Below are 23,159 nucleotides of genomic sequence, written 5' to 3'. Positions count from 1 at the left end.
TTGTAACCTTCAATGGTTCTACACAAAACATTTGTCAGCTTATATGTTTTTCATGTCCTTATATATTCAATAGAATATTCCCATTGTCAAAATTCAACTGAAACAACATATAATTAACGATTTGGATCAACAGCAAGATAACACACCTGAAACGACATTATGTGGCAGATTCTATCAAAAACTGTTATAATTTTAACCATTAAGTAGAATGTTTGGGTGTGTCCCTAAGGGGCCGGGCTATCCGCTTCAAGTCCTCGGCCTGAGGCCTGTGGGCTTTTCACTGCTATCCCTCACACACTATAGCATATGGATAGTCATTTTTGTGCCATTAATTGGCAGCGGATAAAAAGGAATTATTATCTTCCTTGTTCCAACAAAACACAGTAAACCTACACTACCAAAATAAACGCATTATGATAACACGTCTTCTACTTCTTACATCCCTCATGGTCTTTCTTCTGTCCTGCAAAGACCACCAAAAAACCAAGGAAAATGTGAGCATAGACCAACTGACCGTTGTTGCTCCCCAAGACTCCGTACCTTTTCCCAGCGAATTGACACATTTTCAAACCCCAGCCGAAAATCCTGTTTTTACTGGTACAGGTTCGGATACTTGGGATCAAAAAATTCGCGAACGCGGGTATATTCTAAAGGAAGATGGCACCTATCATATGTGGTATACGGGCTTTCAAACGGAAAAGGAGCCCCTTTCCCTAGGTTATGCTACCTCTTTAGACGGTATTGCTTGGAAGCGCCATGACAATAACCCCGTTTTTAATGAGAGTTGGACCGAGGACATGATGGTCATAAAAGTGGATGGCACTTATCATATGTTTGCCGAAGGTAAAAACGATGTAGCCCATAGGCTTACCTCCACCGATCGCATTCATTGGACAGACCATGGTTCCCTAGACATGCGCAATGCCGATGGTTCCCCCTTGAGCGAAGGTCCTTACGGCACACCTACCGTTTGGAGGGAAAACAACATGTGGTATTTATTCTATGAGCGCAACGACTTGGGCATTTGGCTCGCCACCTCCAAAGATCTAAAAGTATGGACCAATGTTCAGGATGAACCTGTAATAACAATGGGGCCCGAAGCCTACGATAAATATGGCGTGGCTGTAAACCAGATCATTAAATACAAAGGATGGTATTATGCTTATTACCATGGCACCCCTTTTAAAGACTGGAGCCTTTGGTCCACCAATGTGGCTGCATCAAAAGACTTGGTACATTGGAAAAAATATCTCCAAAATCCGATAATGGAAGAGAACAGATCCAGTGGCATCCTAGTTCCGGATGGAGACCAGTTTAGACTATATACCATGCACGACAAGGTAGAAGTACATTTTCCAAAAAGCCCCAAAAAGAACTAGGGTTGGCCTCTTTAACCTGGTTATTAACTTTCATATTTGGACTCCTCTTGCAGTTTTGTGCAAAATTTCAAATCCAACCACTTGGTCGGTTCTTGTTGCATCTGAAGAACCAGATGAGCCATGTTAGTTCGATATAAAACGTAATTAAGTCTTTGAAATACCAATATTATATCGCTTAGTTGCCTAAAAACAAAACAAACCGACTATCCAGTCTATTTTGGAATGTAATCGACGCCCTAAATAATTGGGATTTATGTGCTTTTAATTTTTAATTGAAGATTGATATAGGGGGCATTTCCTATTCTTAAGTGATATATCATACAAATACCTTATAACCAAACTCCATAACTAAGTAACCCTCTAGATAGGCTTCAGTAAAAATTAAACAAAAAAAGTCCTGCGAGATTGATACCGACACACTAAATAAATTTAGCGTTGGTTGATTGGGTGTCGATAGAACCTTGCAGGACTACAGTAAAGGTTGGTGGTTATTAAAATTACAAAGTATTGGTGGTTAACTTTGTTTTGTAAATGCCCAAGAGTTAATTCCTCTTTAGGCAATATTCAATTCCGCCCACCAAATGTTGACGGAAATTAAGGTCGTCAAAAGCTTCCTCAGTATGTCCCAAGCCAGTATAAAAGGCACGTCCGCCGTCATACTCATGGTACCATGCAATAGGGTGGTTATCACCATTCTTACCCCCCTCATAAGAGCTTTCATCCAGTTTCATGAGCACATGAACCTCTGGATTAATATTTTTATAGTTGTACCATTCATCAAAATGCGTCCAGATATCGGCCAAATGTTTGGTTGCAGGATGGTTGTGGTCTACCACGTCTATCCTAGCTGTTTGTTGTTTGGGGTGACTCAAAAAATAAGCCCCCACTAATTTGTTATACCATGGCCATTCATATTCCGTATCCGCCGCAGCATGAACACCCATAAAACTTCCGCCAGCTTGTATATATTTCTCAAAGGCCGATTGTTGCTCGTCGCCCAACACATCCATAGTAGTACTTAAAAAGACCACTAATTTAAACTTCTTAAGATTTTCGCTATTAAATTGTAGAGAATCCTCGGTATGGGTTACCGCAAAATTATTGGCTACACCTAATTTTACAAAAGTGGCTACCCCCTTTTCAATGGACTTATGACGGAAACCATTGGTTTTGGAAAACACCAAAACCCTATCCTTGGCCAATGTGTTGGCGGAAATTATTTTTTCTGGAATCTGTACAGGTGTATTGTGAAGGTTTGGATTTAAGGTAACCTCTTCCTGTATTTTGGTGCTACCACATCCAATCACAACTACTAGCGCAATTAAGGCAATAGTACATTTATATAAGTGCATAAAAGTTATCGATTATCAATTTGAAGTTCTAAATATCTAAAATTTACCGCAACAAAACACATAATTTATCAATAATTCCAAAATATACTAGAGTTCTCACAATAATACCCCTACTTGTTAGAAATAAAAATTCCCGTCTTTTGAGCGGAATAAGCAGTATTGCAGATCCGAAAACATAAAAATATAATGAATAATACAAGCTGAGGAACACAACCAACTTAACCGCTGGCCAAAGACATCAGGTATTTCTTTGGAGTGGTACTATACTTTTTCTTAAATGCTGCAATAAAGTGACTGGAAGTACTATAGCCTACCTTCAGCCCAACCTCATTGACATTGTGCTTGCCAGATTCCAACATTTTACGGGCATATTCCATCTTGTAATCGAATAAAAAACTGTATACGGAATCCCCATATATCTGCTTGAAGCCTTCTTTCAATTTTTTAAGGCTAAGCCCAATTTCTTCGGACAGCTCTTGTAGACTAGGTGGTTCGGCCATTCTAGAAATAATTATTTCCTTGGCATTCCGAATGCGCTTAACGTTGTCCTCGTCCACCAAAAAGGGACATTGTTCCACATCGGCATCCTCACTCTTATTAAAATAGAGAGAAATTAGTTCATAAACCTTCCCCTTTATATACAACTCCTTTATGGAACGATGAAGGTTATAGTTCATTACCTGACTCAGAACTACCGCTATCGCGGGGGATACAGCCTCTTGAGAATAGTACTTTTTATCTTTGTTATCCGAGCTTAAAAAAGGTATATAATCGGCTTCCTTGGAGAACAGGGAATGGAATTTCCGGATGGTCATTATAATGGAGACCATCCAGGAATTGGTATTTAAAACAAGATTAAGAGGTAGATCTACCTGAGTATTGTACAAGAGGAGCGAGTTGTCTTCATTGACCTCCAAGGCATACCTTCCTTCATTAAATACAAACTTGGCACTGCCCTTTAAACAGAAATGAAACTGAATAAAGGAACTGTCTATTTCTCGGGTAACCGTCTGGTTATGAATACCATCGTTTTGAATTTTCAACACATAGAACCCGTCTTCAATAAATACTTCCTCGAAAGACCCTTGAGCGATATTTTCTTCCTCCATGTCGACATTATATTAAATTTATCTATTTAGAAACATTCTAAATTACCAATGACAAGAATTCCCTTAACATCGCTAAAATATACTATTTCAAGGGTTTTCATACCCAAAACAGCGTTAAAAAACCACAAACGATATTTATTGTTCCTCTAGCGTTACTTTTATAAGTTTGATGCTCTTATTTTTGTGACGCTCTCAAGAGTACCTATGAAAGATTATCACATTTCCAAAAATAATTCATTTTATACCATTGGCCTTAACTACAAAAAGGCAGATGCCGAAGTGCGTGGTAAATTTAGCTTGGATGAAAACGCCATAGATCGCATATTGGAGCAAGCCAAACTAATAGGACTGGACGGTCTCTTGGTAACTTCTACCTGTAACCGTACCGAATTGCATGGATTTGCCCAGCATCCTTACCAGTTAATAAAATTATTGTGCGATAATACACATGGCACCGTGGAGGAATTTCAGGAAGTAGCCTATGTGTATAAAAATAACGATGCTATAAACCATCTTTTTAGGATGGGCACAGGATTGGACAGCCAAATTTTAGGCGATTTCGAAATTATTAGTCAATTACGACAAAGCTTCAATCGTTCAAAAAAGCAGCATATAGCCAATCCGTTCTTGGAGCGTTTATGCAATTCCGTTATCCAAGCCAGCAAAAGAATAAAGAACGAAACCAATATTTCTTCGGGCGCCACCTCGGTAGCCTTTGCCTCGGTACAATACATCATTAATACCGTACCCGATATATCAGAAAAAAATATTCTGTTGTTCGGCACCGGGAAAATTGGCAGAAATACTTGTGAAAATTTAATTAAGCATACCAAAAATTCGCACATCACCCTTATTAACCGTACCAAGGACAAGGCTGAGCGAATAGCTGGCAAATTTAATCTGATAGTCAAAAATTACGGGGACCTACAGACCGAAATCAGAAACACCGATGTGCTTATCGTGGCCACCGGGGCACAATCGCCCACTATTTCCAAAGAATTGATCTACACAAAGAAACCTTTGTTGATATTGGACCTTTCAATTCCAAAAAATGTATCGGATAATGTCACGGATTTGGAGAATGTTACCGTAATACATTTAGATCATTTATCCCAAATGACGGATGACACCTTGGAGAAAAGAAAAGAATCCGTACCTCAGGCCGAGGCCATTATTGAAGAAGTAAAGGAAGAATTTATAAAATGGTTGGAAACTAGAAAGTTTGCCCCAGTTATTAAGGCGCTTAAGAAAAAATTGAAGACCATGAAGGATGAAGAATTGGACTTCCAAAGCAAAAAGCTTTCCGATTTCAATTCTGTACAAGCCGATATTATCTCGGAACGCATCATTCAGAAAATTACCAAGCAATTTGCCAATCATCTTAAAGATACCGAAATAGATTCCGATACCAGTTTAGAGCTTATACAACGAGTTTTTCAACTAGAATTGGAGTCTAAATGAGTAAAACAATACGCATTGGTACCCGTGATAGTCAGTTAGCACTCTGGCAAGCCCACACCGTTCAGGACCAATTGGAAGCTCTAGGCTATAACACCGAAATAATTTCCGTAAAATCTACTGGGGACCTATTGTTGGACAAGCCCTTGTACGAGCTGGGTATCACCGGAATATTTACCAAAACCCTGGACATCGCCATGATCAATGGCACTGTTGATATAGCGGTGCATTCCATGAAAGACGTACCAACGCGACTTCCCAAAGGAATTGTTCAAAGTGCTGTACTGCCCAGGGCAAATACCCAAGATATATTGGTGTATAAAGATTTGGATTTTTTAAAATTCAATGGCACTATTGCCACTGGAAGCCTGCGCAGACAGGCGCAATGGTTAAACAAGTACCCTTCCCACAAGGTGGTAGACCTAAGGGGAAACGTTAACACGCGTCTTCAAAAACTTCAGGATAACCCTTGGAACGGGGCCATTTTTGCAAAAGCAGGTTTAGAACGAATAGAAGTACTGCCCCAGAACCATATAGATTTGGATTGGATGGTTCCAGCCCCGGCTCAAGGGGCTATGGTAGTGGTCAGTATGGAAAACGATGCGTTTTCAACGGAAGCAGTCCGCAAGTTGAACGACTCCGCGACATATATCTGTACCCATGTGGAGCGAGAATTTCTACAAGTATTGGAAGGGGGCTGCACAGCACCCATAGGGGCTTTGGCCAAAATAGAACAGGATAACCTCCATTTTGAAGGTGTACTACTTTCCTTGGATGGCAAGCAGAAATTAATGGTCAAAAAATCTATTCCCGCCAATGAATATATCCACTTTGGCAAGTTGTGTGCCCAAGAAATATTGGACAATGGCGGTAAGGAATTGATGGTGGAGATAAAAAAGGAATTGGCATGACCCCAGCTTGGGAATTACAAACCAAAGTATCATGAGCATGACCGTTCTTTCTACAAAAATCTTGACAGCCTCCCAAAAAGCAATACTGACCAATGCCAATATTAAAGCGGAAGAGTATGATGCCATCAATATTGAATACTTAACTCCCAATATAGACCCAGATTTCAAAAATATCATATTTACCAGCCAAAATACCGTAAAGGCTTTTCTAAAGATAATGGGTCCTCAAAACGTCAAAAAAAATTCCTATTCTGCCTTTTGTGTGGGTGAAAAAACAAAATCGGTTTTAGAGAAAAATGGCATAAATGTCATGGAAATGACTAATTATGGAGCAGAATTGGCCGAGATTTTGGTAAATAAGCACTCAAATGAAACTTTTTTGTTTTTGTGCGGTGATAAACGTCGGGATGAAATTCCCTCCTACCTAACAAAACACAAGGTGGCATTTAAGGAACAGACCGTATATCAAAATACCCCAAATCATCTTACCTTTGACACCGATTTTGATGGTATTCTGTTTTTTAGTCCCAGCGGTATTGAAAGCTTTATAGCCAGAAATAATTTAAAGAAAAGTGTTGCATTTTGTATTGGTACTACCACCGCCTCGGAAGCCAAAAAACACACCAAAAATATAATTATTGCCCAAAAACCAACGATAGAAAGTGTCTTGGAAAGGGTTATAGATACTTTAAAAATAAAAAGCAATTAAACCGGCATACACAACAACTATCCCTTAACGGAATATAATCAAGGGGCAGTTTAAAATGGGTAGGCAAGAAGAACACCTAAATATTATGAGCATTAAAAACGATTTATTCTTAAGAGCATTAAAAGGAGAAACCGTAGAGCGCCCACCAGTTTGGATGATGCGCCAGGCAGGAAGATATCTACCGGAATTTATGGCAATCCGTGATAAGTACGACTTCTTTACCCGCTGCCGTACGCCGGAATTGGCCAGTGAAATTACGGTACAGCCCATACGCCGATACGGCATGGATGCCGCAATTTTGTTCAGCGATATTTTGGTAATCCCCCAAGCCATGAACATTGAAGTGCAGATGAAACCAAATTTCGGCCCTTATTTGCCAAATCCGGTTACGGACCAGAAAGGTGTGGACGAAGTTATTGTCCCAGACGTAAGCGTGGAATTGGACTATGTGATGCAGGCCATAAAAGCGACAAAGGAACTTTTGAACAATGATATCCCCTTAATCGGCTTTGCAGGCTCACCTTGGACCATTTTATGCTATGTAGTACAAGGCCAGGGTAGCAAAACCTTTGACAAGGCCAAGGAATTCTGTTTTACCGATCCAGTTGCGGCACATCAGCTACTGCAAAAAATCACCGATACTACCATTGCCTATCTAAAGGCAAAAGTTAATGCCGGTGTAGATGCCGTGCAGGTATTCGATTCTTGGGGAGGTATGTTGTCACCAGTAGATTACCAGGAATTTTCGTTCCAATATATACAACAGATTATAGATGCCCTTAAGGACGAGGCTCCCGTAATCGTTTTTGGTAAAGGATGCTGGTTCGCCTTGGGCGATATGGCCAAATCAGGAGCCGCTGCCCTTGGAGTGGACTGGACCTGTTCCGCACGTAATGCACGTTACCTTTCAGGAGGCAATATAACCCTTCAGGGGAATTTTGACCCAGCAAGATTGCTTTCTCCTCCGGCAGTAATCAAAAAAATGGTAACTCAAATGATCAATGAATTTGGTAAGGATAAATATGTAGTAAATCTTGGCCACGGTATTTTGCCCAATGTTCCCTTGGACAACGCCAAGGCCTTTATAGATGCGGTAAAGGAGTACCGACAGAATTAGAAGGGCGTATCCCTTTTTTTCTTCCTTTCAGGAAAAAAGGGTCGAGCTTTCCGTTATATCTTTTATTTTTATGGAAGCATTATTTCAGGGCACCGTTTAAAACACTAAAATTACGCCCCTAGAAGCATTCCTACCGATAAAAATAAAAGGATGTCACTACAATCGCTTACGCAAAATCAATAGTATGACCCAACATATACTGAGCGGTATTAAAGCCTATTTTGGCACCTTTAAAATCCTTTCCCAATTGGGGCTTTGGCGATATTTTTGGATTCCCATATTTATAAGTGTAGTAATAGCCATTATAATTTTCACCTCTGCTTATGGGCTATCCGACAATATAGGCGGATTTCTTTCGCAATGGTGGACCTGGGACTGGGGAAAGCAAACAGTAAACCTGATCAGTGAAATCTTTGGTGGTCTTCTAATTATTGTGGTTGGTTTTATATTGTACAAACACATTGTCATGGCACTCTCCGCGCCTTTTATGAGCCCAGTTTCAGAAAAAATTGAAGCACACTTATTGGGAAACTCGACAGAAAAACATAGAGATACTACTTTCGGGGAACAATTATGGCGCGGAATCCGTATCAACCTAAGAAACTTGATTATGGAAATTTTGTTGACCATCCCTATTTTATTAATTGGTCTAATTCCGGTAATTGGATTGGTTTCCACTGTGCTATTATTTCTAATACAGGCCTATTATGCTGGTTTTGGAAATATGGACTATACTTTGGAGCGACATTTTAAATACGCCGAAAGTCTAAATTTTGTTCGAAAGAACAAAGGCATTGCCATAGGCAACGGAATTGTCTTTATGTTCTTTCTTTTTATTCCGGTAATTGGTGTAATTCTAGTGCTGCCACTATCGGTTACCGCTGCGACCATAAGGACGGTAGAACTATTGAAAGTGGAAAAAGAAATTGGATAGCATAGGACCTGCAAGGTTTCAAAAACCTTGTAGGTCTAAAAACATGAAACCGAAAAAAATTGGCCGTTGAGTTGGAAAAGAAACCTACAAGGTCGCAAAGACCTTGCAGGTTAGGTAACCAACCGAGTGCAAACCAAAACCTACAAGGTCGGGAAGACCTTGCAGGTTAGGGAATCAACAGGACTCAGCACGTGACCTGCAAGGTTTCAAAAACCTTGTAGGTCTGAGAATATGAAAAGAAAAAACATGAAAAATAAATTTTACGCATACATTCAACAACTTCAGGATACGATTACCGCCAAATTGGAAAAGGTAGACGGTGTTGCCAAATTCAAGGAAGACCTATGGGAAAGATCTGAAGGCGGGGGCGGACGATCCAGGGTCATAGAAAATGGCGCTGTATTTGAAAAAGGAGGTGTAAACATATCTGCTGTTCATGGCGCCCTGCCAAAAAGCATGCAAAATTATTTTGGGGTACAGGATGCCGATTTTTTTGCCTGTGGTCTAAGCCTTGTCATTCACCCCAATAATCCTATGGTTCCTACAGTACATGCCAACTGGCGCTATTTTGAAATGTACGATAAGCAAGGTAATTTAGTGGATCAATGGTTTGGTGGGGGACAGGATCTTACCCCGTACTACTTGTTTGATGAGGATGCACAACACTTTCATAAGGTATGCAAAGAGGCCTGCGATAAACATAATCCGGATTTCTATACCACCTATAAGGCAAAGTGCGACGATTATTTCTGGAATACGCATAGGAACGAGGCCAGAGGGATTGGCGGCTTGTTTTATGATTACTGCAAAGCCACCGACAGCATGAGCATGGAAGATTGGTACAATTTTGAAACTGAAGTAGGCAATAGCTTCTTGGAGGCCTATGTACCAATCGTTGAGAAAAGAAAGGATTCGCGCTATACCAAAGAACAGCGGGATTGGCAGGAAATCCGTCGTGGGCGTTATGTAGAGTTTAACCTGGTTCACGACAAGGGCACTTTGTTCGGGTTAAAGACCAATGGCAGAATAGAAAGCATTCTTATGAGCCTACCCCCACATGTACAATGGGTTTATGACCATCATCCGGATAAGGGAAGTGAAGAAGAACGCCTGTTGAAAGTACTGGCCCAACCCAAAGACTGGGTCTAACAAAGCTAAACAAAGTAATATGGGCAAAAAAGGCAAGGAAAAAAATACGGCAAACAAGGCAAAACATACCAAACTTCTCAACAGAAAAAAAAACAAGCTCAAAAAAGAAAAGGAAACCCGGAAAGAGCGACTAAAGAACATCATAACCAATCATCGGGAACAACAAAAGAATGAGGAAAAAAAGTAGCTAAAATTGGTACTGTCGCCTTAAACCAAGAATAATTTTTTAAACAAAAAACATGGATTGTCCCTGTGGATCCCATAAGTCCTATGCCGAATGCTGCGGTATGGCACATAAAGACATTTCAGCTGCAACTACGGCAGAACAGTTGATGCGTTCCCGGTATTCCGCCTTCGTATTGGGCAATGGAAATTATTTGATGGATAGTCATCACAGCTCTACAAGGCCTAAAAAGGAAAAGAAAGCTATTGAAGCTTGGGCTAAATCTGTCAGTTGGATCAAGTTGGAAGTTTTGGACAGGGAAAAGGGAGAAATAAACGACCAAAATGGCACGGTTACCTTTAACGCATATTTTTTTGAAAATGGCAAGGTGGATGTCATTCATGAAAAGTCGGAATTCGTAAAGGAAAAAGGTTTATGGATGTATTTAGGCCTAGCGAAATAATAACAGGATTAACCAATTCAATTTATAAAATTTAGGACTTGTTCCTTTATCTTTGAATTTCAAAATAAACATAAAATGTACCCATTAAGAAGAAATAGAAGACTGCGCACCAATGAGTCCATTAGATCACTGGTCCGTGAAACCATTATCTCGCCGAACGACTTTTTAGTGCCACTTTTTGTTGTGGAAGGCCAAGGGGTCAAGGAAGAAATTACATCCATGCCCAATTATTACAGATATAGCTTGGACCTGTTGGAAAAAGAAGTAAAAGATCTTTGGGCTATGGGTCTTAAATCTGTACTACTCTTTGTTAAAGTCCCGGACCACTTAAAAGACAATAAAGGCAAGGAAGCGGTAAATCCCAAGGGCCTGATGCAAAGGGCCATTAAAACAGTTAAAAATACATGTCCCGAGATGTTGGTGATGACCGATGTGGCATTGGACCCTTATTCCTCCTATGGACATGATGGAATTGTGGAGGACGGACAAATCGTTAACGACGATACCGTGGAGGTATTGGCCAGTATGAGCGTAAGCCATGCGGAAGCAGGGGCCGATTTTGTAGCGCCCAGCGATATGATGGATGGGAGGATATTGAGTATTAGGGAGGCCTTGGAAGATGAAGGATTTATAGATACCGGAATTATGAGCTATAGCGCCAAATATGCCAGTGCATTCTACGGTCCCTTCAGGGATGCCTTGGATTCGGCTCCAGGTTTTGGCGACAAAAAGACCTATCAAATGGATTATGCCAATAGGTTCGAAGCTATAAAGGAAACTGAAATGGACATTGACGAGGGTGCCGATATCGTTATGGTAAAGCCCGGTATTTGTTATTTGGATATTGTAAGGGAAATAAAAAACGAAGTGGATGTTCCCGTAGCGGTATATCAGGTGTCAGGTGAATATGCCATGGTAAAGGCCGCAGCCGAAAAAGGATGGCTGGATCACGATGCCGTGATGATGGAGCAGTTGACAGCCATTAAAAGGGCCGGCGCCAACATTATTGCCAGTTACTTTGCCAAGGACGTAGTTCGTGTATTGGGATAAGGCAATCAACTAAATTTCGCCTAAGACAATCCAAAAGTTATTATAGCGCTCATCTTATTTTATTGCCAAATGAAAGATTTACCTTTTATACTTATCGTTCTTTTTATGATCCCGCTTCAATCCCAAGACCTAGTTATTCCCGCTTTTTTGGAAAAATGGGAAAATTCCAAATCCTATTTAGTGGCCGTGGCGGAAGCCATGCCGCCTGAGAAATATGATTTTAAGCCTACTGAAAGACAAAAGGGTTTTCAAGATCAATTGTTGCACATAAAAAGTAATATGGATTGGTTAAGCAGCACATATTTTGGTGGGCAACTTACGGAAAAGAACAGCGATAATAATTCCAAATTAACAAAAGAAGAAACCATAAGTTTATTAGTCAAAGGATTTGATGGGGTTAGCGCTATTTTGAAAAACACTCCTTCCGATGATCTTTCGGAAAAGGTTGAATTTTTTGCCGGTGAAAAAACCAAATTACAGATATTAAATCTCTTACAGGACCATGTGACCCATCATCGGGGCCAATTAATTGTATATTTAAATCTCAATAATATTGAACCCCCAAAATATGTGGGTTGGTAACTGATTCGCTATGAAAAAAAGTAATTATACCACCATTATTATACTGTTAAGTATATTTTTTAGTGTACAGATATTATCCGCACAAATATCTAATTCAGAGACACTGAGCTATGACGTTCCTTCATCTGTAGGAATGGATTCATTATTTATTCAATCCAAGGTAGACTCCATAATGACCATGGCCATTAAAGAGGAAGCCTTCCCAGGAGCACAGGTATTGGTGGCCAAAAATAACAAGATCATTTTTCATAAAGCCTATGGCTTTCATACCTACGATAGTTTACAGCCTGTAGGGCTGACCGATATCTATGATCTGGCATCAGTAACCAAAATAATGGGGCCGCTACCAGCCTTGATGAAACTACACGACGAAGGAAAAGTGGATTTGGATGCGCCCTTCAGTACCTTATGGCCTAAGTGGAAAAATAGAAAGGATAAAAAGGAGCTGACCATAAGGGAAGTTTTTGCGCATCAGGCGGGATTGGTACCCTACATAATTTTCCTTCAAGAGGTGATGAAAAAGAACGGTTCAGTAAAAAATCGTTTTGTAAGACTCGAACCTAGTCGCCGATTCAATACCAGAGCCTATGAAAACATATATATCAAGGATAGGTTTAGGAACAAAATATACCGGAAGATCAACAGCTCCAAAGTATCGGATATTAAAAAATACAAATATTCAGGACTTACGTTTTTGCTCTATCCCGAAATCATTTCACGATTGACCAATATGGACTATGAAACCTATGTTACCCAAAACTTTTATGCTCCTTTAGGGGCAACTACTTTGGGGTTCAATCCTAAAAACAAAAATTATCCAAATAAAATAATACCCACGGAAATCGACACCTTATTTAGACACGAACTGACCAAGAATTGGGTCCATGACGAAAACGCAGCCCTAATGGGCGGGGTGTCCGGAAACGCAGGACTATTCGCATCGGCCACTGATTTGGCGAAAATGATGCAGATGTACATGAATTATGGAACTTATGGTGGAAAGCGTTATTTGTCAGAAACCACGGTGAAGGAATTTACCAAAGTACAATATCCAGAAAATGAAAACAGAAGAGGTCTAATATTTGATAAGCCGGAAATAAATAACCAAGAGCTTACTCTAGCCGATTCCTATCCTGCACCTAGTGCCGGTCCCGACAGTTTTGGACATAGCGGGTTTACGGGTACCTTTGTGTGGGCGGATCCGAAAACCCAAATGGTTTATATATTCTTGTCCAACCGGGTATACCCCAGTAGGTCCCATGCCAATATTTACAAATTTAATATCCGCTCTGCTGTACAACAGGTATTTTATGACGCCATAATCGATTGAGTTAAGAAATTCTATTTTAATTAGTACATTAGTATTTTATACTTTTTTATGGGGTTACTTATATTTTATGCACTCATATCCATCCTCGTATCCTTTATATGCTCTATTTTGGAAGCGGTATTATTGAGTGTTCCACAAACCTTTATCAATCTAATGAAAAAGGAAGGCAAATCCTTTGCATTGGAATTGGAAGTGTTAAAAAAGGATGTGGACAAGCCCCTCATTGCCATTCTCACCTTAAATACTATTGCCCATACCGTTGGTGCAATTTTGGTAGGGGTACAAGCCAAAATTGCATACTCCGAAATATATGGCAATACCGAAAAAACACTTCTTGGAATTCAGTTTTCAGAAGCCGCCATGGTAGGATTGGTTTCTACCATCATGACCATTCTCATCTTGGTGGCCTCGGAAATTATCCCCAAGACTATTGGCGCTACCTATTGGAAGCAATTAGCACACGCTTCTACAACTTCCCTAAAAATAATGGTGTGGGCCCTTCGTTGGACCGGAATTCTATGGCTATTGCAGCTTTTCACCAGACTGGTGGGAAAAAAAGGCGTTCATGGAAGTGTATTTAGCCGGGAAGATTTTAGTGCCATGACCGATATTGCCCACGAGGAAGGTGTATTTCAAGAATCGGAATCCACCATAATTAGAAACCTCCTAAACTTTGACGAAATTAAGGTAAAGGACATCATGACCCCAAGGGCGGTAGTAAAAATTGCCTCGGAATCCGCCACAATCAAGGAATTTTACAATGCCAACCCCAAAATGCCGTTTTCTAGAATTCCCGTATTCAATAAAAAAATGGATAATATCACCGGATTCGTCCTAAAGGACATGATCTTGGAGGAAATAATAAAAAAGAATGGCAGCGCACCACTATCAAGTATTAAAAGGGAAATATTAGTAAGTAACAGACAAACCCCTATCCCTGAATTATTTGAAACATTTATTTCCAAAAGGGAGCATATTGCCCTAGTGGTGGATGAATATGGTTCCGTTAGCGGGGTGGTAACTATGGAAGACATTTTAGAGACCTTATTGGGCCTAGAAATCATGGATGAAAGCGATAACGTGGAAAACCTGCAACACCTGGCGCGGAAAAATTGGAACGAGAGGGCAAAGCGCTTGGGAATTATTCAAGGAAAGAGAGAAAAGGAATAATGGAGACTGTGTATATACATACGCGTTTGGGTATCGCAAAAATTGAAGGCGATGAAAACGGATTAACCTCCATTACTGTGTTCGATAGTGAGGAAAAAGTATCGGATATTGTTCCTGAATTGCTCGAAGATGCTGTATATCAGTTACGGGAATATTTTGATGGTACACGAAAGGAATTTAGCTTAACGCTCAACCCAGAAGGAACAGATTTTCAAAAAAAGGTTTGGCAGGCCCTACAACAAATCCCATATGGCAAAACAGTTTCCTATCTGGAGCTGTCCAAAACCTTGGGCGATGTCAAAGCCATTAGGGCCATTGCTTCGGCCAATGGGCAAAATCCGTTATGGATCGTTGTGCCTTGCCATAGGGTCATTGGCAGCGATGGTTCCCTGACCGGATATGCAGGGGGCCTACACCGTAAAAAATGGCTTTTGGAACATGAAAGCCCTGTAAAACAGCAAACCCTTTTCTAATTTTTACAGACCCTACGGTTTGTAGTTCATCCCTTGACACCATATTACTAGTCCGCAGCGGTCATACATCGATAAAACTATATACTTTATGGAAGCACCCACAATTTGTATCGGAATTTCAGAGTGGTTCACAAACCGTTCGGTCGGTTCCTACCTTGCAGTACATCCATCCTCCTAACTCAAAAATTGACGCTAACCAACACATAAAATACCCTTCACGACAATTCTAAATTTGTTTGTATATTTATAATTCCCGCTTCGTTTATCAAAATTATAATCGAGCCATTTAGGTTTTAAGAAACTTTGGATGTTACATAAAATTAACTTGGAACACATACTCTTTTTGGACATAGAAACGGTTCCAGAGGAAGAGAATTTTAATAAGCTGGACGACACCAAAAAAGAACTTTGGGAACATAAGTCGCACTACCAACGAAAAGACGAATATACGGCCGAGGAATACTATGACCGGGCTGGAATTTGGGCAGAATTTGGAAAGATCATTACTATTTCAGTAGGCTATTTTAATTATAAAGGAGACAATCGGACTTTTAGAGTTACTTCGTTTTATGGGGAGGAGCCTAAGATCCTCAAAGATTTTAAGAATTTATTGGACACCCATTTCAATCGTCCCCACCACCTACTGTGCGGGCACAATGGCAAAGAATTCGATTTTCCATATATCGCGAGACGCATGATCATCAACAAGGTAGATTTGCCCAACAAGCTGGATCTTTTTGGCAAAAAGCCTTGGGAAATAGCCCATTTGGACACTATGGAGCTTTGGAAATTTGGGGACTTCAAGCATTATACCTCCCTTAAGCTAATGGCCAATATCCTTGGCATTCCCTCTCCAAAAGAAGATATAGACGGCAGCATGGTAAAAACCGTTTACTATGAAGATAAGGACTTGGACCGCATTGTAAAATATTGCGAACTGGACGTGATCACTACAGCACAGGTATTTTTGCGCTTACGGAATGATGAATTATTGGATGAAAGTGAAATAAAAAGAATTTAGCTAGAGGCAATTGTTACTTTCCTGATTAGGACTTATAGAACTTAATCGATTTTGAACCTTCCAGATCGGCTAAGGTTAGCACGTATAAGCCGGTAGTTAGATCGGCAATATAAATCTGCTTTTGCTCTGCCTTCCCGGATTTTACCACGACACCGTTAAGGGAAACTATTTTATACATGGCATCTTCAGAGACATCACCATTAATGGTCATTGAAGTCTGTACTGGATTGGGGAAAATGGAAAACTGTACTTCCAAGGTCAAGGTTTCGTATTCCATATAATCCAAAAGTTCGGTTTCGGTACCCTTAAAGGTAAATTCATATTCTTCACTATATTCTGAACTTACATTTTCGGAACAAAATGTCTTTACCCTAAGACTATAATTCGTTCCCTCTACTAAATTATTTAAGCTAATAAAATTATCGAAAGTTGTTTCCACATTCCATTCGTTACTATCCTTCTTTTTGTATTCAATTTGGAAAAGTGCATCTGTATTGGCTGTCCAATTAAGCGTTATCCCGGTTTCATCAGAAGTAGTCAGTTCAATATCTTCAGGCGTAACTAATACACAGTCGGTAAGGGCAATCCCTGTAACAACGATGGAAAAATTCTGTGGTCCTAGGTTAAGGGTGTTTTTATGGGTTACTGTAATAGTATAATCACCCTTGGCATTCTGGATATCTATTTTTTCAAATGGATCCACTCTATTGTCTCCATTAACTGCTGGCGCATCTGCTTTGGCTGCATTAAGTTTCCAAGGTAAAAAGGTTTTGACGTCCTTGGTAATCCTAATATCCAAATCGTTGATCAAGGCTGCTGACATATCATTTAAAGTTCCTGAATTTACCGCTCCTGTAGCAGGGTCTGTCCAAGAAATAGAGGCTGATAAAGGCCCTGTTCCATTTGCTACAACCTTATAGGTTTTAGTTTCACCTTCGTTAAGTGTTTCTTCCGAAATCATAGAGGAGAACCCTTTGTTTGCTATTGCCTCTACGGCCGACTTTGAATTAATGATTCCCCAACCCATTTTGTAATCGGGGCCTTGAGCATCAACATCGTCCGCAGTATGCAGTACCAATCCTTTTAAAGTGGCAGCCCTCATAAAACTACCTTCCATTTGTTCGTGATATTCTTGGATCAACAACATAGATCCGGTTACACCCGGTGCAGCTACCGATGTTCCGTTTGCGGTCTCATATTTGGTATCATTTGTAATACCGGTAGTATAAATATTGGTGCCATAAGCCGCAATGTCCGGCTTAATACGTCCATCATCAACAGGTCCAAAACTGGAATAAGAAGTTACCGATGCGCTTAACAATTGCCCTTGATTATTGGTTTCAATATCTGCCGCGGCAACAGTAACACCGTTTTTGGAGGTTGCAAATCCCAACATCAAATCAAAACCGTTGGAAGCCGAACCAAAAATAGGAGCCTCATTGTCTTTGCTTTTTTGGGAATTCCCTGCAGCGGTCACCATTAAATAATAAGGAGCATTGTACATAATTTTGTCCCAATCCCTAGAAACTTGGATATAGGATCCAAAATACCAATCTGGCACTCGGTCGGACATAATTCCGTAAGAATGGTTGGATAACAACATGCCATTGGCTGCCATTTCCGCAACTTCAATTTTATCCCTTCTCCAGTCGTTGGAAACAGCCTTTGCCTTGTAGGCAACGCCTTTCGAATTTTTATCCAATCCTTCCGCTACCAAAATACCGGCAACCCTAGTGGCATGCGAATCCACAACCTCACTCTCATCCAAAGTCTCTATCCTATTGCCAAATTCTTTGTGGTTTGTTAAGACAGCTCCTCCGTCCCATATCCCTACCATCATGTTCTCTCCGTTAATACCTATATCCAAAAGTCCATTATCATGCAAGGCGTTGGCTCTGGTGGCGTTATTTATGCTTGTACTGAAAGTACTGTAATAAAGAGGGGTACCATCATCACCAATAGCGGTAAGCTCGCTAAAATTTCCGTCTACCAATCTTTCTGTTAATTTCCAGCCATTGGTCTTAGCGGCCTGTAACAATTTATTGTTATCCTTGTCAAAGTTCTTTTTAAGGTCATTGGTAAATACCCCTAATTTGGAACTACGATACTTGTCCTTAATGATATGGATTTGTTTCTCGGTTTGTGCAAACGAGCTATAGGTAGCAAGGCAAAAAGCTACTGTAAGTAAACACTTGCTAATCTTTAACAAAGTAGGGTTTGCGTAAGCCATGATAAAGTTTATAGTAAGATTTGGACTACAAATATACTATATCAAGCAAATATTATCGATTAACGCACCTTTTTATTCGATGAATGGCATAGTTTTGTTGTGAACCTTCAAAAAAACGACATGAAAGGTTCACTTTAGGGGAAGAATAATTTTAAATATTGAACTTAAATTGTACGTAAACTGGAAAATGATCACTAAAACCACCCATATACCGCCTTCCCACATAGGTTCTATGTGGATTGCCTTTGTACTTTCCTTTGTATTCCGTGAGAAAGGCTTCATCAAAAATATTGGCCTCGGTAAAACTGTGGGTGCCACGTTCGTAATTAAAAAAATTATGGGACACTATAATTTGATCAAAAAGACTCCAAGACCTTTTATAGTTGGCACTTCCTCGATCCGGCGTTTTTAATCCCTCCATAGGGTTATGCAAACTATTCCCACGCATCAAGGTCTGTAGACTGGCAGAAGAAGGACCATCATTAAAATCGCCCATTACAATATAATTGGGATTTTCAATACTTTGCTCCAGGTCCTCCATATACTCAATGATGGTTTTAGCTGCGGCAATACGTTTATAATCGGTTTCTAGCTCTCCATTCCTTCTGGAAGGCCAATGGTTCACAAAAATATGGAGCTCCTCACCATTTAGAACTCCATTTACGTATAGTATATCCCTTGTGGTATCGCGTTGGCCGTTATCATTATGTATTATCAAGGGAATAGCTTCCGATCTTATTACTTCAAAGTTATCCCTATTGTATAGCAAGGCGTTATCTATTCCCCTCTCATCCGGGGAATCGTAGTGAACATAATGATAGTTGTACGCATTTAAGGGATCTGTAGACAACAAATCCTGAACTACCTTCCCATTTTCAACCTCTGCCACACCGACCAGGACAGGAGGAAACCCTGTTGATTCGCGCCCAATTTGACTTATAGTCTTGGAGAGTCTTGACAATTTGTTCTGATAGCGCTTTGGGGTCCATTTCTTAGATCCATTGGGAGTAAAATCATCATCCAACCTGTTGAAGTCATTTTTGGCATCGAATAGGTTTTCTAGATTATAGAAAGCCACAGTATGGAGGGTATTGATCGATTTTTTCTTAAAAAATGAAAATTTCATCCAAAATATTTAATCGATTGCTAAATTACGAAAAACCCTTGGCAAGTATTGATTAGATTTGTACTTTAAATAAGTATATGCTAGAGAAGAAGACTATAGAATATGAAAAGGCGGTACTCATAGGGGTAATGAACAAAGACCAGAATGAGGAAAAGGTAAACGAATATTTGGATGAACTGGAATTCCTTACCTATACTGCAGGTGGTGAGGTTTGTAAGCGCTTTGTACAACGAATAGACTTGCCCAACCCTAAAACCTACATTGGAAGCGGAAAAATGTTGGAAGTGGAGGCCTATGTAAAAAGCAATGACATTGGATCGGTAATTTTTGATGATGAGCTTACCCCTGGACAACAGCGAAATATTGAAAGGCAATTAAAATGCAAAATCCTGGACCGTACCAGTTTAATCCTGGATATTTTTGCCCAAAGGGCACAGACCAGTTATGCCCGCACCCAAGTGGAACTGGCCCAATACGAATATTTACTTCCCAGACTTACAGGTCTATGGACCCACTTGGAACGACAAAAAGGGGGTATAGGAATGCGTGGACCCGGTGAAACGGAGATCGAAACCGATAGACGAATTGTTCGTGATCGAATTTCCCTTCTGAAGAAAAAGTTATTGAAGGTCGACAAACAAATGGAAACCCAAAGGGGCAATCGCGGGGCATTGGTACGTGTAGCTTTGGTAGGGTATACCAACGTAGGCAAATCTACCCTGATGAACGTTATTAGCAAAAGCGATGTCTTTGCAGAAAACAAACTATTCGCTACCCTGGACACTACGGTTAGGAAAGTGGTGATAGGCAATCTTCCCTTTTTATTGAGTGATACAGTGGGATTCATTAGAAAACTGCCCACACAATTGGTAGAAAGTTTTAAAAGTACTTTGGATGAAGTACGGGAAGCTGATCTGTTATTACATGTAGTTGATATTTCCCATCCAAATTTTGAAGAGCATATAGATTCTGTAAACCAAATTCTTACCGAAATAAAAAGTTCGGATAAGAAAACCATCATGGTCTTTAACAAAATAGATCAATACGAACACAAGACCATTGACGACGATGATTTGATCACTGAAAAAACCAATAAACACTTCACTATTGAAGAGTGGAAGAATACTTGGATGCGTCGCGTTGGTGATAGGGCCCTATTTATTTCGGCCCTAAACAAGGAAAATTTGGAAGAATTCAGAAAACGTGTTTATGATGAAGTTCGGGACATTCACATAACCAGATTTCCATATAACAACTTTCTATATCCGGAACATTTGGATGAGTATTAGGCGGCACCGCTATTGACTCTAAAACAAAAATTTACATTTAATAAATACTAATTTCTATTTCCAACATAAGTCCAAAGGCATTGAATATCAATACTTTTGGAACATTTTCCCCTGCCCTTATGAAAAAACATATTTAAGGCACATCCATAAATGCCGATCTTTCCTTAAATCAGATTTGTTGGCATCATAATTTTGGCTAACTTTAAGACAGGGAGATACTTCCCCAACCATTAATAAATACATTTTGGAAGAGAACTATCATAAATGGTATTCCCCGAATCTAAGCAAGGAAATGGAAATGATGGTTTATGGTCATTGGGGCTATCCTTTGTTAATCTTTCCTACCACCAGAGGGAGGTATTACGAAAGCAAGGATTTTCATTTAATCGATTCCATTTCCTGGTTTATAGAACAAGGCAAGGTGAAGGTATATTGCTTGGATAGTATTGACGAATACAGTTGGTATAATAGATCCATACATCCTGCAGACCGAGTTAAAAACCATATTTGGTACGACAAAATGATTTTGGAGGAAGTAGTTGCCAAAGTACAACACGAATCCCCTATTGGCAAAGTAGCAGTTTCAGGCTGTAGCTTCGGAGGCTACCATGCCGCCAATTTTGCCTTTAGACATCCCGAAAAGGTTAGCCACCTCTTTACTATGAGCGGGGCATTTGATATCAGGGACCAATTGGATGGCTATTACGACGATAATGTTTATTTCAATAATCCCGTGGATTACCTGCCCAATATGCATCATCCCGAACTGTATAATATGAAAATAATTTTAGGTACCAGCGAACATGATATTTGCTTGGGTGCCAATCTCGGAATGTCGGCAATTTTAAAAAATAAAGGTATTGATCATTGGTTGGACAATAGGCCCAACGCAAGTCACGACTGGCCTATATGGCGCGAAATGTTTCCCCATTATTTATCCTTAATGTAAACTTTAATACCATATACCGTATGAAAAAAATTGGAATACTATTCGGCCAGGAAAATACCTTTCCCCAAGCCTTTATAGATAGAATAAACGAAAAAAAAATAAACGGGATCATGGCCGAGGCCGTCCTGATAGATAAGGTAATGCAGGCCGACCCAACGGAATATGCCGTTATCATAGATCGCATTTCACAAGATGTTCCCTTTTACAGGGCATACCTAAAAAACGCAGCCATATCGGGTACCGCAGTTCTCAACAATCCTTTTTGGTGGAGTGCAGATGAAAAATTTTTTAATAATGCGCTGGCCATAAAAACTGGAGTTCCGGTTCCAAAAACAGTGCTACTGCCTTCAAAAGACAGACCGGATGATACCACTGAAAATTCGTTCCGAAATTTAAAGTATCCCATGGACTGGGATGGTATTTTTGAACATATCGGTTTTCCCGCCTATATGAAACCCTTTGCCGGAGGTGGATGGAAAAATGTCTATAAACTCAACAATGCCGATGAGTTTTTTAAGAGTCACAGCGAAACCGGACAACTAATAATGATGTTGCAAGAGGAAATCGTCTTTAACGAATATTTCCGTTGCTATTGCCTTGGCGGGGATGAAGTACGTATTATGCAATACGAGCCGCGCAACCCACATCACCTGAGATATGTACATGATGGCCCTACGCTGAGCAAAAAACTCCTGGATACCGTTAAAGACTACACCATAAAACTCAATGCAGCTTTGGGGTATGATTTTAACACCGTAGAATTCGCGGTAAGGGACGGTATTCCCTACGCAATAGATTTTTGCAATCCGGCTCCGGATGCCGATATTAATTCCGTTGGCCAGGAAAATTTTGAATGGGTCGTGGAGACCGCGGCAAATATGGCCATAAAAAAGGCACAGGAGCACAAACCAGGTCAAATGAACCTTACTTGGGGAACATTTGTCAAGAATGCGGTTGCCCCGACCACAAAAAAACCAGCAGTCAAAAAAACTCCTGCAAAAAAAGCTACCCCGGCAGTCAAAACCCCTGCGGCAAAAACAACGCCGACCAAAGCAAAAAAGGCTGTAGCAACCACCAAGACAGTTGCAGCTAAAAAAACAACGACAACGAAGGCCAAAACAACAGCGGCCGCCCCCAAAAAACCGGTCAAAAAGGCCATAACAACCAAACGCAAGTCAAAATAATTTTGACAATG

General features: G+C 40.2%; 22 protein-coding genes. 18 read left to right on the top strand and 4 right to left on the bottom strand.

What is annotated here, in order from left to right; genetic code table 11:
* The first annotated feature begins 413 nt into the window (after nt 1–413).
* On the top strand, nt 414–1,379 hold the full coding sequence (locus LV92_RS06890; RefSeq protein ID WP_111622993.1) for a glycoside hydrolase family protein: 966 nt from the start codon (nt 414–416) through the stop codon (nt 1,377–1,379).
* A gap of 542 nt (nt 1,380–1,921) precedes the next feature.
* Here LV92_RS06890 and LV92_RS06885 read toward each other — a convergent pair.
* Both LV92_RS06885 and LV92_RS06880 read right to left on the bottom strand, forming a co-directional pair.
* A complete protein-coding gene (locus LV92_RS06885; protein WP_111622887.1) occupies nt 1,922–2,731 on the bottom strand; it encodes a ThuA domain-containing protein in 810 nt (269 codons plus the stop codon).
* A 218-nt stretch (nt 2,732–2,949) separates the two neighbouring features.
* Nucleotides 2,950–3,840 carry a helix-turn-helix domain-containing protein gene (locus LV92_RS06880; protein ID WP_111622886.1) on the bottom strand — a complete coding sequence of 297 codons (891 nt, stop codon included), beginning with the start codon at nt 3,838–3,840 and terminating at the stop codon, nt 2,950–2,952.
* A gap of 204 nt (nt 3,841–4,044) precedes the next feature.
* On the opposite strand from LV92_RS06880, the gene hemA reads away from it, so the two are divergent.
* From hemA to LV92_RS06815, 14 genes are all read left to right on the top strand, one after another.
* Entirely contained in the window at nt 4,045–5,301 is a 1,257-nt protein-coding gene (gene hemA / locus LV92_RS06875) for a glutamyl-tRNA reductase (protein WP_111622885.1), read from the top strand.
* Nucleotides 5,298–6,209, top strand: a complete 912-nt coding sequence (hemC, locus tag LV92_RS06870; protein WP_111622884.1) for a hydroxymethylbilane synthase — start codon at nt 5,298–5,300, stop codon at nt 6,207–6,209. The genes hemA and hemC overlap by 4 nt, the downstream gene beginning before the upstream one ends.
* A 31-nt stretch (nt 6,210–6,240) precedes the next feature.
* Nucleotides 6,241–6,918, top strand: coding sequence for a uroporphyrinogen-III synthase (locus LV92_RS06865; protein WP_245946285.1), 678 nt, complete (start codon nt 6,241–6,243; stop codon nt 6,916–6,918).
* An 85-nt stretch (nt 6,919–7,003) separates the two neighbouring features.
* Nucleotides 7,004–8,035 (top strand): uroporphyrinogen decarboxylase, encoded by a 1,032-nt coding sequence (gene hemE, locus LV92_RS06860; protein WP_111622992.1) that lies wholly within the window; start codon nt 7,004–7,006, stop codon nt 8,033–8,035.
* 184 nt (nt 8,036–8,219) lie between these two features.
* A complete protein-coding gene (locus LV92_RS06855; protein WP_111622882.1) occupies nt 8,220–8,969 on the top strand; it encodes an EI24 domain-containing protein in 750 nt (249 codons plus the stop codon).
* Nucleotides 8,970–9,215: 246 nt separating this feature from the next.
* On the top strand, nt 9,216–10,118 hold the full coding sequence (gene hemF, locus LV92_RS06850) for an oxygen-dependent coproporphyrinogen oxidase (RefSeq protein ID WP_111622991.1): 903 nt from the start codon (nt 9,216–9,218) through the stop codon (nt 10,116–10,118).
* A 19-nt stretch (nt 10,119–10,137) separates the two neighbouring features.
* A complete protein-coding gene (locus LV92_RS21735) occupies nt 10,138–10,305 on the top strand; it encodes a hypothetical protein (protein ID WP_170126295.1) in 168 nt (55 codons plus the stop codon).
* A gap of 52 nt (nt 10,306–10,357) precedes the next feature.
* On the top strand, nt 10,358–10,744 hold the full coding sequence (locus tag LV92_RS06845; RefSeq protein ID WP_111622881.1) for a YchJ family protein: 387 nt from the start codon (nt 10,358–10,360) through the stop codon (nt 10,742–10,744).
* 75 nt (nt 10,745–10,819) lie between these two features.
* On the top strand, nt 10,820–11,794 hold the full coding sequence (gene hemB / locus LV92_RS06840; RefSeq protein WP_111622880.1) for a porphobilinogen synthase: 975 nt from the start codon (nt 10,820–10,822) through the stop codon (nt 11,792–11,794).
* Between the two features lie 69 nt (nt 11,795–11,863).
* Entirely contained in the window at nt 11,864–12,376 is a 513-nt protein-coding gene (locus tag LV92_RS06835) for a DinB family protein (protein ID WP_111622879.1), read from the top strand.
* A gap of 10 nt (nt 12,377–12,386) precedes the next feature.
* On the top strand, nt 12,387–13,706 hold the full coding sequence (locus LV92_RS06830; RefSeq protein ID WP_111622878.1) for a serine hydrolase domain-containing protein: 1,320 nt from the start codon (nt 12,387–12,389) through the stop codon (nt 13,704–13,706).
* A 48-nt stretch (nt 13,707–13,754) separates the two neighbouring features.
* Entirely contained in the window at nt 13,755–14,876 is a 1,122-nt protein-coding gene (locus LV92_RS06825) for a CNNM domain-containing protein (protein WP_111622877.1), read from the top strand.
* Nucleotides 14,876–15,349, top strand: coding sequence for a methylated-DNA--[protein]-cysteine S-methyltransferase (locus LV92_RS06820; protein WP_111622876.1), 474 nt, complete (start codon nt 14,876–14,878; stop codon nt 15,347–15,349). Before LV92_RS06825 ends, LV92_RS06820 begins: the two co-directional genes overlap by 1 nt.
* A gap of 307 nt (nt 15,350–15,656) precedes the next feature.
* Nucleotides 15,657–16,370, top strand: a complete 714-nt coding sequence (locus LV92_RS06815) for a 3'-5' exonuclease (RefSeq protein ID WP_111622875.1) — start codon at nt 15,657–15,659, stop codon at nt 16,368–16,370.
* Between the two features lie 25 nt (nt 16,371–16,395).
* Here LV92_RS06815 and LV92_RS06810 read toward each other — a convergent pair whose 3' ends face one another.
* Nucleotides 16,396–18,600, bottom strand: coding sequence for a S8 family serine peptidase (locus LV92_RS06810; RefSeq protein WP_111622874.1), 2,205 nt, complete (start codon nt 18,598–18,600; stop codon nt 16,396–16,398).
* Nucleotides 18,601–18,751: 151 nt separating this feature from the next.
* Complete coding sequence (locus LV92_RS06805; protein ID WP_111622873.1) at nt 18,752–19,726, bottom strand: endonuclease/exonuclease/phosphatase family protein; 975 nt, start codon at nt 19,724–19,726, stop codon at nt 18,752–18,754.
* 77 nt (nt 19,727–19,803) lie between these two features.
* On the opposite strand from LV92_RS06805, the gene hflX reads away from it, so the two are divergent.
* The 3 genes from hflX to LV92_RS06790 all read left to right on the top strand — a co-directional run bounded on the left by hflX (nt 19,804) and on the right by LV92_RS06790 (nt 23,148).
* Entirely contained in the window at nt 19,804–21,015 is a 1,212-nt protein-coding gene (gene hflX / locus LV92_RS06800) for a GTPase HflX (RefSeq protein ID WP_031446235.1), read from the top strand.
* 244 nt (nt 21,016–21,259) lie between these two features.
* Complete coding sequence (locus tag LV92_RS06795; protein WP_111622872.1) at nt 21,260–21,964, top strand: esterase family protein; 705 nt, start codon at nt 21,260–21,262, stop codon at nt 21,962–21,964.
* Between the two features lie 20 nt (nt 21,965–21,984).
* Nucleotides 21,985–23,148 (top strand): ATP-grasp domain-containing protein, encoded by a 1,164-nt coding sequence (locus LV92_RS06790; RefSeq protein WP_245946283.1) that lies wholly within the window; start codon nt 21,985–21,987, stop codon nt 23,146–23,148.
* Nucleotides 23,149–23,159: the final 11 nt, after the last annotated feature.

Origin of the sequence: Arenibacter echinorum (assembly GCF_003259375.1) — a bacterium.
GTDB classification, from domain to species: Bacteria; Bacteroidota; Bacteroidia; order Flavobacteriales; family Flavobacteriaceae; genus Arenibacter; species Arenibacter echinorum.
Note: the sequence above shows the minus strand (reverse complement) of the source record. Positions and strands in the feature narration are given on the sequence as shown.